The 14,845-nt window shown below is 58.2% G+C and carries 16 protein-coding genes; 5 read left to right on the forward strand and 11 right to left on the reverse strand.

Annotated elements, in window-relative coordinates; genetic code table 11:
• Positions 1–4: 4 nt before the first annotated feature.
• Positions 5–835 (forward strand): 3-keto-5-aminohexanoate cleavage protein, encoded by an 831-nt coding sequence (locus DSM117340_RS13020; RefSeq protein WP_089892426.1) that lies wholly within the window; start codon positions 5–7, stop codon positions 833–835.
• On the opposite strand, the gene DSM117340_RS13025 is transcribed toward DSM117340_RS13020, so the two are convergent.
• From DSM117340_RS13025 to DSM117340_RS13040, 4 genes are read right to left on the reverse strand one after another with little or no spacing between them, the layout of a single operon-like run.
• Positions 821–1,441 (reverse strand): DUF1045 domain-containing protein, encoded by a 621-nt coding sequence (locus DSM117340_RS13025; RefSeq protein WP_089892428.1) that lies wholly within the window; start codon positions 1,439–1,441, stop codon positions 821–823. The two genes, DSM117340_RS13020 and DSM117340_RS13025, sit on opposite strands and share 15 nt — an antisense overlap.
• Positions 1,441–2,235 (reverse strand): metal ABC transporter permease, encoded by a 795-nt coding sequence (locus DSM117340_RS13030; protein WP_089892431.1) that lies wholly within the window; start codon positions 2,233–2,235, stop codon positions 1,441–1,443. Before DSM117340_RS13030 ends, DSM117340_RS13025 begins: the two co-directional genes overlap by 1 nt.
• Positions 2,235–2,990, reverse strand: a complete 756-nt coding sequence (locus DSM117340_RS13035; RefSeq protein ID WP_089892434.1) for a metal ABC transporter ATP-binding protein — start codon at positions 2,988–2,990, stop codon at positions 2,235–2,237. Before DSM117340_RS13035 ends, DSM117340_RS13030 begins: the two co-directional genes overlap by 1 nt.
• Positions 2,987–3,484, reverse strand: a complete 498-nt coding sequence (locus tag DSM117340_RS13040) for a Fur family transcriptional regulator (RefSeq protein WP_089892437.1) — start codon at positions 3,482–3,484, stop codon at positions 2,987–2,989. The genes DSM117340_RS13035 and DSM117340_RS13040 overlap by 4 nt, the downstream gene beginning before the upstream one ends.
• Before the next feature lie 66 nt (positions 3,485–3,550).
• Here DSM117340_RS13040 and DSM117340_RS13045 point away from each other — a divergent pair, with 66 nt between their 5' ends.
• A complete protein-coding gene (locus DSM117340_RS13045) occupies positions 3,551–4,567 on the forward strand; it encodes a zinc ABC transporter substrate-binding protein (protein ID WP_089892441.1) in 1,017 nt (338 codons plus the stop codon).
• Between the two features lie 95 nt (positions 4,568–4,662).
• On the opposite strand, the gene speB is transcribed toward DSM117340_RS13045, so the two are convergent.
• The 4 genes from speB to DSM117340_RS13065 all read right to left on the reverse strand — a co-directional run bounded on the left by speB (position 4,663) and on the right by DSM117340_RS13065 (position 8,289).
• Positions 4,663–5,622 carry an agmatinase gene (gene speB, locus DSM117340_RS13050; protein WP_089892443.1) on the reverse strand — a complete coding sequence of 320 codons (960 nt, stop codon included), beginning with the start codon at positions 5,620–5,622 and terminating at the stop codon, positions 4,663–4,665.
• Entirely contained in the window at positions 5,619–6,452 is an 834-nt protein-coding gene (locus DSM117340_RS13055) for an NlpC/P60 family protein (RefSeq protein ID WP_089892446.1), read from the reverse strand. The genes speB and DSM117340_RS13055 overlap by 4 nt, the downstream gene beginning before the upstream one ends.
• Positions 6,449–7,831 carry a leucyl aminopeptidase family protein gene (locus tag DSM117340_RS13060; RefSeq protein WP_089892449.1) on the reverse strand — a complete coding sequence of 461 codons (1,383 nt, stop codon included), beginning with the start codon at positions 7,829–7,831 and terminating at the stop codon, positions 6,449–6,451. Before DSM117340_RS13060 ends, DSM117340_RS13055 begins: the two co-directional genes overlap by 4 nt.
• Positions 7,832–7,908: 77 nt before the next feature.
• Positions 7,909–8,289, reverse strand: coding sequence for a hypothetical protein (locus DSM117340_RS13065; protein ID WP_089892452.1), 381 nt, complete (start codon positions 8,287–8,289; stop codon positions 7,909–7,911).
• Positions 8,290–8,445: 156 nt separating this feature from the next.
• Between DSM117340_RS13065 and DSM117340_RS13070 the strand changes: the two genes are divergently transcribed.
• The 3 genes from DSM117340_RS13070 to DSM117340_RS13080 all read left to right on the forward strand — a co-directional run bounded on the left by DSM117340_RS13070 (position 8,446) and on the right by DSM117340_RS13080 (position 10,494).
• Positions 8,446–9,093 (forward strand): carbonic anhydrase, encoded by a 648-nt coding sequence (locus DSM117340_RS13070; protein WP_089893644.1) that lies wholly within the window; start codon positions 8,446–8,448, stop codon positions 9,091–9,093.
• Positions 9,094–9,204: 111 nt separating this feature from the next.
• On the forward strand, positions 9,205–10,179 hold the full coding sequence (locus DSM117340_RS13075; RefSeq protein WP_089892454.1) for a sodium-dependent bicarbonate transport family permease: 975 nt from the start codon (positions 9,205–9,207) through the stop codon (positions 10,177–10,179).
• Positions 10,180–10,182: 3 nt separating this feature from the next.
• A complete protein-coding gene (locus DSM117340_RS13080; protein ID WP_089892458.1) occupies positions 10,183–10,494 on the forward strand; it encodes a transcriptional regulator in 312 nt (103 codons plus the stop codon).
• A gap of 54 nt (positions 10,495–10,548) precedes the next feature.
• Here the strand turns inward: DSM117340_RS13080 and DSM117340_RS13085 are convergent, their stop codons facing one another.
• The 3 genes from DSM117340_RS13085 to DSM117340_RS13095 all read right to left on the reverse strand — a co-directional run bounded on the left by DSM117340_RS13085 (position 10,549) and on the right by DSM117340_RS13095 (position 14,789).
• A complete protein-coding gene (locus DSM117340_RS13085; protein WP_089892461.1) occupies positions 10,549–12,180 on the reverse strand; it encodes a DUF4139 domain-containing protein in 1,632 nt (543 codons plus the stop codon).
• 253 nt (positions 12,181–12,433) lie between these two features.
• The gene (locus DSM117340_RS13090; RefSeq protein ID WP_089892464.1) at positions 12,434–13,456 is read right to left on the reverse strand and encodes an aspartate-semialdehyde dehydrogenase; all 1,023 of its coding nucleotides are present in this window, start codon (positions 13,454–13,456) and stop codon (positions 12,434–12,436) included.
• Between the two features lie 154 nt (positions 13,457–13,610).
• Positions 13,611–14,789 carry an MFS transporter gene (locus DSM117340_RS13095; protein ID WP_089892467.1) on the reverse strand — a complete coding sequence of 393 codons (1,179 nt, stop codon included), beginning with the start codon at positions 14,787–14,789 and terminating at the stop codon, positions 13,611–13,613.
• Positions 14,790–14,845 lie beyond the last annotated feature (56 nt).

The following is a 14,845-nucleotide window of genomic DNA, read 5'->3' on the forward strand; positions in this document are numbered from 1 at the left end:
CTCAATGACCAAACCCTGCATTCTCTGCTGCGCCATCACTGGCTCTGTCCCGACCAAAGCGAACAACCCAGCTGTGCCCACAACAATCGCAGAGCAAGTCGAAAGTTCCCTCGCCGCCATTGAGGCGGGCGCAAGTATCATCCACGCTCACGTACGCAACGAAGACGAAACGCCCAGTTCGGACCCCGAGAAGTTCGCCCGCCTTCAAGAAGAGCTGCGCAAGCATGCTCCCGAAGCAATCTTGCAGTTCTCCACGGGCGGTCGCTCTGGTGCAGGCCATGAGCGCGGCGGGATGCTGTCTTTGCGCCCCGATATGGCCTCGCTCTCCGTGGGTTCCAACAACTTCCCAACGCGGGTCTATGAGAACAGCCCTGATCTTGTCGCATGGCTCGCCTCCGAGATGGTCAAATACGAGATCACGCCAGAGATCGAGGCTTTTGATCTCTCTCACATCCTCCAAGCGATCCGCCTTCACTCCGAAGGCACGCTCTTTGGAAAGCTCTATGTGCAGTTCGTCATGGGCGTGAAAAACGCCATGCCCGCTGATAAAGAGGTCTTCGATTATTATGTGCAGATGATGAAGTCCCGCGCACCAAACGCCGAATGGTGCGCCGCTGGCATCGGGCCAAACCAGATCGTTGTCAACGAATGGGCCATCGCTGCAGGCGGGCATACCCGTGCGGGACTTGAGGACAATATGCGCCTTGATCGTGACACCCTCGCCCCGTCCAACGCCGCACTGATCGCGCGCGCAGCCGCGCTTTGTGACAAATACGAGCGCCCCGTCGCAACGGCGGCACAGGCCCGCGAAATGCTAGGTTTACGCCTCGCTTAGAGGAAACCTCTGGAGAATGTGAAACTGCCCCGCAGCGTCCTCACCACAGAGGCACAGCGAGGCTATAACATGCGGCGCGCCCAAGTCAGGCAGTGCCGCTTCCAGCTGGTTGACCACAGCTTCGCGCGCCCCTTGCGCAACCGGCCCCGTCAGGGTCAGATGATAGCGGAAGTCGTCAAAGACATGCGGATAGCCCCAACGCTTGAGGTTCTCTAACTTCCGCTCACTCATATTGGGCCGCAACTTGCGCTCATATTCCGCTGCACTCATAGGCGCGCGAAAGGCCTCAAGCTCAAGCACACAAGCCCCCGCCAAGCGGTTCAACGCCTCACTGTCTCCCCTCGGCACGAGCGCCAAAAACCCACCGATCCGCGCCAATTCAAGCGTGATCTCCACAGGCGCAAGCCCCGCCGCCAGCGCCTCCACAGCCCCAGCAAGCCCGCCCTCGCTCTGGCCTTCCGCCAGCGAAAAAGGCGCCTTCAATGTCGCATGAAAGCCATAGCGCGCAGGCCGTTCCACCAGCGCAGCACCACTCCCTAGCCATGCCGAGCCAAAGGCCCCAAGCGCCCCCTCAGGGCAGTCATAAATCGCATATCGCTTATACATCAGTGGCCCCGCAGCTTCGCCACAACCATCGAAACCGCAAAAGCAATCGCCGCGGCACAGACAATGCTCGGCCCTGCAGGCGTATCAAACCAAAGTGCGCCACGCAGCCCCGCCACAGCCGCCAGTGCACCAAAGCCAAGCGACAGAGCAATCATGCCTTCAGGCGTACGCACATGTGGCCGCGCACTCGCCGCAGGAATGATCAGAAGCGCTGTGATCAAAAGCGCCCCAACTGCCTTGATCCCGACAGCCACAACCAATGCCAGCGCAGCAATCAGTCCCGCCTCCTCAAGCTTTGTGTTGTAGCCGCTCGTCTCCGCCAGATCCGGCGAGAGCACCCAAGTCACAAGCGCCTGCCAGCGCCAGACAAGCCACAGCGCGACAACAGCAGCCACACTCCAAATCAGTGCCAGATCGGCACGCGAGACTGTCAGTACATCGCCAAAAAGATAGGCCTCAACATTGATCACCCGCGATTGCGAACTCATCGCCACAGCCACAAGCCCAAAGGCCAGCGCCGAATGTGCGATCACCCCGAGCGACGAATCCGCCGACTGGCTCCGCCGCGTCAGCGTGACAAACAAAACCGCAACCAAGAGAGCTGCAAACAAAACCCCGATAAATACTGAAACCGCAAAGCCAAGCGACAGGGCAACACCCAGAATCGCGGCATGCGCCATCGCATCGCCAAAATATGCCATCCGCCGCCAGACAACGAACGGACCAAGCGCCCCCGCCGCCAACGAAACACCAAGGCCCGCGAGCCCCGCGCGCACCAGAAAGTCATTGAGCATCAGTGAGCGTCCTCATGGTCGTGGGCGTGGTTATGCCCACAGTTTTCGTCGTGCACGTGATCATGCTCATGACGGTAAAGCGCCAAAGCCCCCTGTGTGCCCGAGCCAAAGAGGCGGCGGTATTCAGGCGCATTGCGCACAATCTCGGGCGTCCCCTCACAGCAGATATGCCCATTGAGACAAATCACACGGTCTGACGCGCTCATCACCACATGCAGCTCATGACTGACCATCATCACAGCACAACCAAGTTCAGAGCGCAGATCTTCAATCAGACGGTAAAACTCGGCTTGCCCGGGTTGGTCCAGCCCCTGCGTCGGCTCATCCAGCATCAAAACATCAGGCTCCACAATCAGCGCGCGCGCCAGCAAAACCCGTTGCATCTGCCCGCCCGAAAGCCCCTCAAGACTGCGCCCCTTCAGGGCCTTCACACCAACACGCTCCAAAGCCCGCTCCGCCGCCGCCTCACTGACACGCCGTGGCACATTGAGAAAGCGGCGCACCGTCATCGGCAGGCTCGCCTCAAGCTCAAGTTTTTGCGGCACATAGCCGATCGTCAAGCCCGCCGCATGGCTGATCTCGCCGCCGTCAGGCTTCAGAACCCCAGCCAACATGCGCAGCAAGGTCGATTTGCCCGAGCCGTTCGGTCCCACAATGGTCACGATCTCACTGGGATCAATCGCAATGTTTACGCCTTGCAAAACAACATCGCCGCCAAAGCTCTTGGTAAGCCCGCGCGCCTCAATCAAGCTCATGCGCCTGCCTCCGGAATACATTTTGGGCAAAGCCCTTCCGCCTCGATCACCATAGACTCAATCTGAAACCCAGCCTCGCCTGCGCTTTGGCCAAACGGCCCTTGGCTCTCTGTTTCGGCAACGCGCCCACAGTCACGGCAGATCATAAACGCTGCATCATGCGCTCGTCCGGGGTGGGCACAAGCCACATAGGCGTTGAGCTTTTCAATACGGTGCACAAGCCCTTGCTCAACCCAAAAGCCAAGCGCCCGGTAAGCAACAGGCGGCTTTGAGCCAAGCCCTTCTGCCGCCAGCCTCGCAAGAACATCATAAGCGCCCATCGCCTCATGCGCCTCAAGCAAGATCTCCAAGACCCGCTTGCGCACAGGCGTCAGTTGCAGCTTGCGCGCAGCACAAAGAGCCTCTGCCGCCGTCATCGAGGCCGCTTTACAACGGGTATGATCATGCGTGCCAAAGCCCGTCAGAGGGGCGCTCGGCGCTTTTTTGGAATTCATATCTTGACTCATACTGTTATGTTATAACATATCGCCACTAACGTCTACTCAAGTTTTGGAGTCCCTATGCTAAAATATCTGATCACCACAACCGCCCTTTTCGCAACGCCCCTCACCGCAGATGCCTTGCGCGTTGTCGCTGACATTCCACCTTTGCATAGCCTCACCGCCCAAGTCATGGGCGATCTCGGCACACCTGAACTCCTCACACCGGCAGGAACATCCCCCCATAATCACGCCCTGCGCCCCTCCGAGGCGGCTCGGCTGCAAAATGCTGATCTTCTGGTCTGGGTCGGCCCCCTCATGTCGCCATGGCTCGGCAACGCCAAGGCAGAAATGGCCCCCGATGCAGCCAGCATCGCGTTGATGGAAACCCAAGGCACACTGCTCCTCGACAAACGCGGCGCACATGATCACGACCACGATCACGACCATAGCGAAGAAGAGCACACAGAAACCAAAGACAGCCACGATCATGATCATGACGATCACACAGAACATGCAGATCACGATGACCACGCAGATCATGAAAATCACGGCGATGATCACGCAGAAATGGAAACAGACAAAGTCCGAAAAGACGCCCACGTCTGGCTCAGCCCCGACAACGCCATGGCTTGGCTGCCGATCCTTGCAGAAGAGCTCGCAAAACTCGATCCAGCTAATGCAGAAACCTACCGCGCCAATGCAGCAACAGCCGTCGACGCGCTCAAGCAGCAAGTCGCCAAGACCGAGGCCCGCCTTGCACCTCTTTCAGGTGGTGAATTCCTCACAGCCCATGACGCCTATCAGTATTTTCAGGCCCGCTTTGGCCTCACGTCTCACGCCGCTGTCTCAGACGCCGATGATCAGGATGCAGGTCCAGCCCATTTGCGTGCGCTGCTCACACAAGCGCCAGATCTTGGTTGCTTTGTGATTGAACCCAGCACCCCGAAAGCAAGTGTCACATTGGTGACCGAAACATTGAATATCCCTGCCGTCACCATCGACGGCCTTGGCGCCGCTCTGCCCCTTGGCGCGGACCATTACAGCGCGTTGATGGAGCACCTCACTTCTGGGTTCGAAAGCTGCCTCTCGCGCTGATCAGCCTTCCTCTTTCCAGAAATATACCCAAAGAGTGCGAGGGGGCAGAGCCCTCTCGCCTCAGTCGGATTTTCGCAAAGCGAAAATTCGACCCCTCAGCCACGGCCCGCCGCGATCTGACAAAGCATTTCAAACATAATCGACACACCAAGAAACGCCGTACCACCGCTTGCATCAAACGGCGGCGAAACTTCAACAAGATCCGCCCCGACAATGTTCACGCCGCTCAGACCACGCACCACCTGTAGCGCTTGATAGGAGTTCGGGCCGCCCACTTCGGGCGTGCCTGTTCCAGGCGCAAAGGTCGGGTCAACAAAGTCGATATCATAGCTCAAATAGGTCGCACCCGTTCCCGCAATCTCGCGCGCCTCGGCCATAACGTCCTCAGGCCCACGCGCATGAAACTCCTCGATCGGGACAATCCGAATGCCCTCGGCCTTGGCAAAATCACGGTCCTCAGAGTCATATTGCGTCCCACGTATCCCAATCTGGATCACGCGCTTGGGGTCAAGCAACCCCTCCTCACAGGCCCGCCGAAATGGCGTACCATGGGTATACATCGTCCCATCAAAATAAGAGTGAAACAGATCCGTGTGGCTGTCAAAATGGATCATCCCAACAGGCGCTTTTTCCGCCACCGCCCGCAAGATCGGCAAGGATGAAAGATGATCTCCGCCCGCGGTCAACGGCAAGATACCAGCCGCAATCACATCCTTATAAAACGCGGTGATCCGCTGCATCGAGTCCTGAATATCCGCAGGGTTTGGCCCGACATCACCAAGATCGGCACAGTTCATCGCCTCAAACGGGCGCACTCCGCTCACGCCATGCTCCGCACGGATCATTGTCGAAGCATCGCGCAACTGGCGCGGCCCGTGGCGCGGGCCGGGGCGGTTCGTTGTTCCGCTGTCCCAAGGCACCCCGATGATGCCCACATCAACATCCGCCCAGCGCGCGTCACCGCGCGGCAGATGCGGCAGCCGCATAAATGTCGGAATGCCCGCAAAGCGTGGCAGGTCCATCCCCGACACCGGCTGAAAAAAATGATCGCTCATGTTCGCTCCTTAAGTCTCTTGCGCGCGGTCACTGCACCGTCGCCCTGTTCTTCTATCCGCTCGATTGCGGCCAAGATCGGCTCGTAAGCCACGGCCATATGATACGCATTCGCGTGCAAAAGCGTCTCGCTGTCCACAACCCAAGCGACATGTCCTTTCCAAAACAGCAAATCTCCCCGCCGAAGCGGCGCATCCTCGGCAAGCGTCTCCCCAAGCGCGGCCTCCTGCATGTCGCTGTCCCCGCCACAAGCAATCCCGCAGGCAGAGCACCCCGCCTGCACCAGACCCGAACAATCTATCCCGAAGGCCGAGTTCCCACCCCAGAGGTAAGGCGTCCCGAGCAACCGCTCCGCCACAGTCACAGGGTCGTTCTCTGGCTCCATGCCGCTCAAGTGCACCAGCGGCACAAACCCTTCAGGCACCTTCGCAAAACTTTCCTGCTCGCGCAAAACACGCAGACGGCTGCCCATGCTCAAGCTGGCGCGATCCGCACTCTTCATATCGGCTTGCGTATAAATATGCGTCGCCCGCGCGCTCACCACATGTGTCGCGTCACGCACAGCGCCAAGGCTCGCTTCACGCACATATCCGACATAGCCATCAAGCGCGCTCACGACATAAGCCCAGCCATCAAGCTCCTCCAAGACAGTCACAGCCTGCCCTGCCAGAAGCTGACGGTCCCGCTTGCCATCTGGCGCACGCAACAGATCCACCACAGGCAACATCACTTGCTTGCGCTGCCCTTCTACAAACTTCTCCGCCTCGACTTGCCCCTGCAAGTGCGCAGCAGCGACGCGACCGTTGTTTGGCGTGGTGCGGCGGTCGCTCATAGCTTCAGCATCACAGGCAGCGCCTCAAGCAACGCGCGCGCCGCCATGCCCACGCCCCCCTTGGGCCGTGCTGGCTTGGCTGCAGGGTTCCAGCCATACACATCAAAATGCGCATAGTTTGTCTCTCCCGCAAAGCGCCGCAAAAAGAGCGCCGCCGTAATACAGCCCGCAAACCCACCGCTTGGCGCATTGTCCAGATCCGCAATCCCGGGTTCAATCATCGCCTCATAAGGCTCCCAGAACGGTAGCTGCCAAACAGGGTCTTGTGCATGAATGGCCCCCGCCTCCAAAGCGTTTACAAATCCAGCATCATCCGAAAAATACGGCGCCAGATCAGGCCCGACAGCCACTCGTGCCGCGCCTGTCAACGTCGCCATAGAGATCATCAAATCAGGCGTATCCTCTGCACCGAAGCTAAGCGCATCCGCCAGCACAAGACGCCCTTCGGCATCCGTGTTGTTGATCTCAACGGTCAGCCCCTGACGGCTCGTCAGAATGTCACCAGGTCGAAAAGCATTGCTGCTGACAGCGTTTTCCACCGCAGGGATCAACACCCGCAACTGAACCTTCAGCCCCAGCGCCATAATCATCTCAGCCAGCCCCATGACAGTGGCCGCGCCGCCCATGTCCTTTTTCATCAAGGCCATGGAGGCCCCAGGCTTGAGATTCAGCCCGCCAGTATCAAAGCATACCCCCTTGCCCACAAGCGTCAGCTTTGGGCCTATCTCTCCCCAACGCATATCAATCAGCCGTGGCGCTTGGTCGCTCGCGCGGCCCACCGTATGAATCAATGGAAAGTTTTCGTCGAGCAATGCTTCGCCGCGGATGACGTGAAACTGCGCCCCATGCGCTTGCGCCAAAGCACTCGCCGCCGCTTCAAGCGCAACAGGCCCCATGTCATTGGCTGGTGTATTGATCAAATCGCGGGTCAGCGCTTCGCCCTTGGCAATCGCCTCGATGCGCGCGGCGTCTACACCCTCAGGCGCCACAAGCTGCGCTGCAGGGGCTTTCGCCTCAGCATATCGGTCAAAAATATATTGCCCCAAAAGCCAACCAAGCGCCTCTGTTTCAAGCTGCGCGCCTGCAAGATCGCTCACCAACTTATATGTCCCCCGAGGCAGCTTGGCCGCAGCTCCCGCCAAACCAAAGCGCGCCCGCTTGCGGGCCGCGGCTGTCCCGTAACCCGCGATCGCGCAGAGCATACTTCCGTCCGTGGCTGGGACGGTTAGCGCCTCGCCAAGTGTAGCAGCAAAGCCTGACTGCATCACCCAAGCTTTGGCCGGCGCACTCTGGCGCGCGAGCCAGCCGTCAAATGCCTCGACCTCCAACAAATAAAGCGGAATCGCGTCGGCATCGGCAGGGGCAAATTTCAAATCCACGGGTGAGTATCCTTTGGCTGGTTTCTGACGCCAGCCTAGAGCAACTCACAAAGAAGAGGGAACCACATTCTTACGTCTCAGATCGAAAGATCCTGTAGCTGCCAGATTTGGGTGAGTGAGCTCTCTCCCATTCGCATCAGCCGTTGCAGCACAGCCGCCAGCGCCGTGCCATCATTGGCATCAACACAAGCCAAAACATCCCCCGCAACGCGGGCCAGCGTGCCCATTCCGATCTGCCCAGCAATCGCGCCCATAGAGCGCACAGTCTTACGCATCTCGGCAATCTGCCCACTCCGATAGAGCCTGTCTGTCTGCGCGAGCTTCACAGCCAGCTCTTCCATCGCGCGACAGACCACATCTTCAGCCGCAGAATCACCAAGTTCCTCATAGAGCTGCTCTAGCTTCTCCGCATCAAGCTGAGCAGGCTCGCTCATCGCAAGCATCGTTACCTGTTTCATTGTCTCACCCTTTGGTTCTTGCCCCACGGCAAGCGTCAATATGACAGGCAATCCCTCGCAATTGGTTTATCGCCAAGCGCCTTTTCTCTCGAATTCTTTGACAATGCAGACTATTCAGGACTCCAAGACAGCCCAAACGCAACGGACAAGACGATCATGCACACAACAAAACCACTGCCCCAGTATCTCGTTCAGCGTTTCCAAGGCTGGAAAGCCACCACCTATACAGAGAATGAAAGCTGGTATCGCCGCCTCGCCGATGACGGCCAGCACCCGCGCGCCATGTTGATCACATGTTGCGACAGCCGTGTGCACGCAACCTCGATCTTTGGCGCGGAGCAGGGTGAATTCTTCTTGCACCGTAACATTGCAAATCTCGTGCCACCCTATAAGCCCGATGGCGCCCAGCACGGCACCTCCGCCGCGATCGAATACGCCGTAACCGTGCTCAAAGTCGCTCATATCATCATTATGGGTCACTCAAACTGCGGTGGCGTCGCAGGCTGCCTTGATATGTGCGCAGGCCGTGCACCCGAGCTTGATCAAAAAGAGAGCTTCGTTGGCCGCTGGATGGATATCCTGCGCCCGGGCTACGAGCGCATCAAGGATCTTCCCGAACAAGACCAGGCCATTGCCCTCGAAAAAGAAGCGGTGCTCGTCTCTCTGCAAAATCTCAAGACCTTCCCATTCGTCGCCGACGACGTTGAAAGCGGTAAGATTTCAATTCACGGCCTCTGGCACAATATCGGCGAAGGCTCGATTGAAGAGTTTCTGTTCAAGGAAGGCAAATTCTGCAAAATCTGATTTCAAAATCAGAGCCTCAAGCAGTCACCTGACAAAAAAACTCAAGAAAACTCTTCCCTGAGCCGTTTTTTCGCTTATCTAGGTAAAAATTTGTGAAAAACGAGGGACACCATGGCCGAAATCCTAAGCTTGGCAGCCAACAATCTGCTGTCGCCCATTGTTCTGTGCTTTGTCCTTGGCGTCGCCGCCTCGCTCGCAAAGTCTGATCTCTCGGTCCCTGAGGCCGCCGCCAAGGCGCTCTCGATTTACCTTCTCTTCGCCATCGGCTTTAAAGGCGGTGTCAGCGTCGCAGCCCACGGCGTCGATATGACCCTCGGCCTCAGTCTCGTCGCAGGCGTCATTCTCTCAGCGCTCCTGCCACTCCTTGCTTTCGCGCTCCTGCGCGCACTCTCAGGGCTCGACAGGCTCAATGCCGCAGCCGTGGCCGGCCACTATGGCTCGATCTCAATCGTGACATTCGTCGCAGCCACCTCGGTGCTCGAAAGCAGCGGGATCGCCTCCGAAGGCTATATGGTCGCCGTCGCCGCCGCGATGGAGGCCCCCGCTATTCTCTCCGCCCTCTGGCTCATCTCGCGCGGCGAAAGTGGCCGCATGGACGCAAGCCTTTGGCGCGAAATCATGCTCAACGGCTCCATCGTGCTCTTGGTTGGCGCATTCTTCATCGGCATGATCACAGGTCAGGAAGGCTTGGACGAAATCTCAAGCTTCGTTGTCTCGCCCTTCAAAGGCGTGCTCTGCCTCTTCCTGCTTGATATGGGCCTCGTCGCGGGCCGCGGCCTTGCCAAAGGCGGCAAGCTTCTCGGCTGGGGCAGTATCGCCTTCGGCGTCATCATGCCTCCCATCGGCGCAGCCCTTGGCCTAATTGCAGCGCTGATGCTTGGCCTCTCGCTTGGCGGAACAGTGCTGCTCATGACCCTCTCGGCCTCGGCAAGCTACATCGCCGTGCCCGCCGCGATGCGCGTGGCCCTGCCAGAAGCAAACCCGTCGATCTACCTCACGCTCTCTCTCGGCGTCACCTTCCCATTCAACCTCGTGCTCGGCATCCCGCTCTATCTCGCGGTCGCCAGCTTTGTCTTCGGAGCCTGATCCATGCAAACCCACAAAGCCAAACGCGTCGAAATCACCATTGAAAAAATCATGCAGTCGCGCCTGTCGGACGCGCTTGTCAAAGCCGATGTCCACGGCTTCACAATCCTCCCCGTGTATGGCGGTTCAGGCCGCTCGGGCCTCTGGGATCGGACAGGCCAAGTCGGCCGCGCCGAAGGCATGGTGCAATTCATCTGCATCGTGCGTGAAGAGCGTCTCGACGCCTTGCTCACCGCTGCCTTCAAAGTCGTGGAAAAGCACATCGGCGTCGTCAATATCACTGATTGCGAAGTCTTGCGCGCCGAGCGCTTCTAGGGGCGAGGGATCTCCCGGCATCGGTCGGATTTGGCTCAGCCAAATTCGACCGCCCTACTGCAAAACTTTCCCTTCTGGCCACTCAAGCTGATACTTTAGCGTCACAGATTGTTTGCTGCCCGCGCCCAGTTCAAACGCCCACGCCAGCACACCCTGCCTGTTGTCATAATTCTGCTCGCTCGGGCGCGGGCTGGCCTGCCAGTCAATCGCAAGCTCCTCCTGCTCTGAGTATGGCACACGGTCAAACAGCTTCACAGGCCAGTCCTGCCCCGTCAGGTTTTCCACTTCAATGACAACCTCCTCGCTCAACTCAGTTGAGCGGCTGATCATCCCGCGATCCCCCTCGTTGCGCGTCACACTCCGCATCAAGCGCAAGCCGTCAATCGCTCCAAAGGGAATATCCGCCTCCGCCCCGGCAGGGATAACCTCATTCAAACTGCTCTGGCCCATAAAGCGCCCGTCAAGATAGAGGTTCATATACGGCGTTGGTAAAATAAGCTCGCCCGTGTCATTGGTGATACCCGCCATCATAAAGCCCGTGGCGTCATAGAGCGGCGCTGCAAAAGCCAGCACCTCCGCGTCAGTCTCCACAGTGCCAAGCGTAATACGCAAACTGTCAGCCCGATTGGCTACACTCACTGGCTCGGGGTAGTCATAAGTCACAGCCAGCCCGTCATAGCTTGGCGCAGCCACCGCCGCATCGGCCACAACCATCGGCGCTTCCGCAAGCGCACCCTCGCGCGAAAGACTGCTCAGTTCTATCTGCTTGCTCTGGCGCGGCATTGCCATAGGCGGGTCCATAACCCCGCGCTGCCAGCCAAAAACCTCGTTCGGCTCGATCTGTTCGCTCGGCCGCACAGTCGAAAGCGTCAGACTCACACCAGCCCAGTCTTCCCCTGTGCCTTGACGGATCATCGCTCCCCGCTCAATCGACAGCCGCCCCTCTTGCTTGTCCAACCGCATGTCATAGGTTGGCATCCAACCCGCATCATAATGCATATAAGACACAGTGATCACACCTTCCGCCGCACTCTCGGAACTGGCCGCAATGCTGAGCTGCACACTCCCCTCGTCTTCGGTCTGCAGCGCTGCCAGCACCTGCTCTGCCGTCGCCAGAGCCTCACGCGCCTCCCTCAAGGATCGCTCTGCTTCATCGGCGCGAAACTTCGCATCAAAGCTCGCCTGCCGCGCCGCCAAAGTCTCCTCACCGATCATCACAGCCAAGTCGCGCAGCGCGCCTGCATCCATGCCAGCGGTCTTTTCGCCCTCGCCGAGCCCACGCAGAAAAGACACCCGTGCATCGGCGGCCTCGCTCTCCAGCCGGATCATCAAGACATCAGCCTCGCCCTTGCGCAGTAGCGCTGCAAGCCGCTCCACATCGGCCTTCGCCGCCTCGATTTCTTCGCTCACAGAGGCATCTCGCGGCAGCACATAATCACTGCGCCCCGTGATTGCGCCCATCCGCGCGCCAGTCATTTCGACACGCACACGCGACAGATCGGTCGAGCGCGGCAAATCTGTCAAGATAAGCTCATGCCCCCCTGCAGGCATCACATAAGGAACCCGTCGCACAATGGTGGCCCCCTGCGGATAAAGCGTAACTTCAGACACATCGCTCGTGAGCGGGATGATATCGGCCATAACAACCGAAGGAAAAAGCGACAAAACAAGAGCCGTAACGCGCATGAGAACCTCCTAAATACCGCCCCACAAGACGCGAACACAGCCAGAGGCGCAAGCCCAGCCCTTCCATCACCTCCAAGCAGACAGCTTTCTAAGCAAGCCTCCGCCGACCGGAACGTCTTTTTCTTTCCAAACATATCCAAGGGAGTCTGGAGGAGCGCCCCAGCGAGCAGCCAAAAAGCGCCGGAAGACATACCCCAAAACGAAAAGGGCCAGCCTCTCAGCCAGCCCTCCCAAATCTCGTCTCAAAGCGCTTTTAGCCCTTTTTGAGAACCTCACGACCCAACAGCTCGGCAATCTGAACAGCGTTCAGAGCCGCACCCTTGCGCAGATTGTCTGACACACACCAAAGGTTCAGACCGTTATCAATCGTGCTGTCTTGGCGAATGCGGCTGATAAAGGTCGCAAAGTCACCGACACATTCAACAGGGCTAACATAACCACCGTCTTCGCGCTTATCGATCACCATCACACCGGGCGATTCCCGCAAAATGTCGCGCGCCTCGTCTTCGTCGAGGAAGTCCTCAAACTCAATGTTGATCGCTTCGGAGTGCCCGACAAAAACAGGCACGCGCACACAGGTAGCCGTCACTTTGATCGACTTATCGATAATCTTCTTGGTCTCTGCGACCATCTTCCACTCTTCTTTGGTGGAGCCGTCTTCCATAAACACATCGATGTGCGGAATGACGTTAAAAGCGATCTGCTTGGTGAATTTTTTCGGCGGCTTATTGTCCGTCGGATTGTAGATGCTCTTGGTCTGGTCCCAAAGCTCGTCAATGCCCTCTTTGCCCGCACCCGAAACAGACTGATACGTGCTCACAACAACCCGCTTGATGCGCGCGCGATCGTGCAAAGGCTTCAGCGCCACAACCATCTGCGCGGTCGAGCAGTTCGGGTTGGCGATGATGTTCTTCTTGGCATAGTCATGGATCGCCTCTGGGTTCACCTCAGGCACAATCAACGGGATCTCTGAATCATAGCGATAAAGCGAGGAGTTATCGATCACAACACAACCAGCCTTCGCAGCCAACGGCGCATAGGTCTTTGTCGCTTCCGAGCCGACAGCAAACAATGCCATGTCCCAGCCCGCAAAATCAAACGTGTCCAGATCCGTCGTCTTGAGGGTCTTGTCGCCAAAGCTCACTTCCGTACCGATAGAACGGCGGCTCGCCAAAACGGCGATCTTATCCACGGGAAAATGGCGCTCCGCGAGGATGTTCAGCATTTCACGACCCACATTGCCAGTGGCGCCGACGACAACAACGTTATAGCCCATCAAAAAGACTCCTTATGTCTAGGACATGGCCCCATAGCCCAGTGTGCGCCCAGAATAAAGAGCCTTAACGCGTTTCAAGCAAAACGCGCGCGCTCTGGCAGCCGATAGGCCCCTTCAAATTGTTTTTATGCCTCAACTCTACTGCGAAGCAGTCTTAGTCGGTTCGATCCTGCGCAAAGACGTAAATAAAGAGCCCAAGTGCCACAAGGGCGCCATAAAAGACAAAAAGCGCCTGATAAGGCTCGGCGGGGCTAACAGCCCCCTCGGCCACACGCGCATAAAGCCGTCCCGTCAACATCTGCATCACACCGACCCCACCAATGGCAAAAAGGTTCATCAACGTGACCCCGCGGCCCACAAGGTGCGGCGGGAAAAACGCACGCCCATGCGCCATCATCATAGGAAAAGACGCGCCAAAAAAGCCGATCATTGCAAAGATACCAACTGCGAGCCAAAGACTCTGCACCGAGACGAGCCCAAGCCAGAAACACCCCACCATCGACAGGATGTTCCCGCCAAAAATCACCCATTTACGCGTGCCCAACAGGCGATCCAGCGGCCCATACGCAAAGGTCCCCGCAATCATCGCCGCGCCCATCAAAAGCGTAACATTGCCGACAAGCCCGTCCCCCGCGCCAAAAACATCGCGAAAAAATGGCCCGATCCAAAGCCCCCGCGCCCCCGCAGCGGGCGCATATTGAAACGCCATCAGAGGAAAGACGAGCCAAAGCGCAGGCATCTTGAGCAAATCAAAAAGCGAGCCTTTCACATCGGATTGCGCCGCTTCAGGATCGCGGACAATAAAGAAAAGCCCCAGCGCTGTGAGCACGCTCACAACAGCCGTGCCGCCCACAACAGCCCGCCAGCCGAAGGCCTCTACTGCCAGCGTGGTTGGCAAAGCCGATGCAAGGTTGCCCACAGAACCAACACCCAGAATAACCGCCGCCAATGTGGCAAACACAGCCGCAGGATAGGTGCGCGCAAAAATATAGTAAGACGCCATCAAGACAGGCGAACACCCGACCCCAATCAAAAGCATCGCAATCGAGATATGCACAGGCGCACTCGCCAGAGCAAACACAGCCGCGCCGCCCCCGCCCCCAATCAGCAACAAAACAGACGCTGTGCGCCGCGGCCCAACCTTATCCAAAGCCCACCCGACAGGAATCTGCATCGCCGCAAAGGCCAAAAACCAAAGCCCCGAAGCCGTCGCCAGATCCTCAGGGCTCGCGCCCACATCGCGCTCGAGAACCTCAGTCAAGACTGCCAGAAACGCCCGATAAAACTGGCTCAACACATAAGCAAAACACAGCAAAATCAAATCAACGCGCATATTTTTGCCCTTTCGGCTCTTTTTCTTTCCCCGAATATCCCAGGGGGTCTGGGGGA

The organism is Lentibacter algarum (genome assembly GCF_040580765.1).
Classification (GTDB): Bacteria; Pseudomonadota; Alphaproteobacteria; order Rhodobacterales; family Rhodobacteraceae; genus Lentibacter; species Lentibacter algarum.

Excerpts from the sequence above, each read along its gene's own strand:
- DSM117340_RS13090 (WP_089892464.1), bottom strand. The coding sequence starts at position 13,456 with ATGGGCTATAACGTTGTTGTCGTCGGCGCCACTGGCAATGTGGGTCGT.
- DSM117340_RS13020 (WP_089892426.1), top strand. The coding sequence starts at position 5 with ATGACCAAACCCTGCATTCTCTGCTGCGCCATCACTGGCTCTGTCCCG.
- speB (WP_089892443.1), bottom strand. The coding sequence starts at position 5,622 with ATGAGCGATCATTTTTTTCAGCCGGTGTCGGGGATGGACCTGCCACGC.
- DSM117340_RS13095 (WP_089892467.1), bottom strand. The coding sequence starts at position 14,789 with ATGCGCGTTGATTTGATTTTGCTGTGTTTTGCTTATGTGTTGAGCCAG.
- DSM117340_RS13045 (WP_089892441.1), top strand. The coding sequence starts at position 3,551 with ATGCTAAAATATCTGATCACCACAACCGCCCTTTTCGCAACGCCCCTC.
- DSM117340_RS13085 (WP_089892461.1), bottom strand. The coding sequence starts at position 12,180 with ATGCGCGTTACGGCTCTTGTTTTGTCGCTTTTTCCTTCGGTTGTTATG.
- DSM117340_RS13030 (WP_089892431.1), bottom strand. The coding sequence starts at position 2,235 with ATGCTCAATGACTTTCTGGTGCGCGCGGGGCTCGCGGGCCTTGGTGTT.
- DSM117340_RS13040 (WP_089892437.1), bottom strand. The coding sequence starts at position 3,484 with ATGAATTCCAAAAAAGCGCCGAGCGCCCCTCTGACGGGCTTTGGCACG.
- DSM117340_RS13070 (WP_089893644.1), top strand. The coding sequence starts at position 8,446 with ATGCACACAACAAAACCACTGCCCCAGTATCTCGTTCAGCGTTTCCAA.
- DSM117340_RS13025 (WP_089892428.1), bottom strand. The coding sequence starts at position 1,441 with ATGTATAAGCGATATGCGATTTATGACTGCCCTGAGGGGGCGCTTGGG.
- DSM117340_RS13065 (WP_089892452.1), bottom strand. The coding sequence starts at position 8,289 with ATGAAACAGGTAACGATGCTTGCGATGAGCGAGCCTGCTCAGCTTGAT.
- DSM117340_RS13080 (WP_089892458.1), top strand. The coding sequence starts at position 10,183 with ATGCAAACCCACAAAGCCAAACGCGTCGAAATCACCATTGAAAAAATC.
- DSM117340_RS13075 (WP_089892454.1), top strand. The coding sequence starts at position 9,205 with ATGGCCGAAATCCTAAGCTTGGCAGCCAACAATCTGCTGTCGCCCATT.
- DSM117340_RS13055 (WP_089892446.1), bottom strand. The coding sequence starts at position 6,452 with ATGAGCGACCGCCGCACCACGCCAAACAACGGTCGCGTCGCTGCTGCG.
- DSM117340_RS13035 (WP_089892434.1), bottom strand. The coding sequence starts at position 2,990 with ATGAGCTTGATTGAGGCGCGCGGGCTTACCAAGAGCTTTGGCGGCGAT.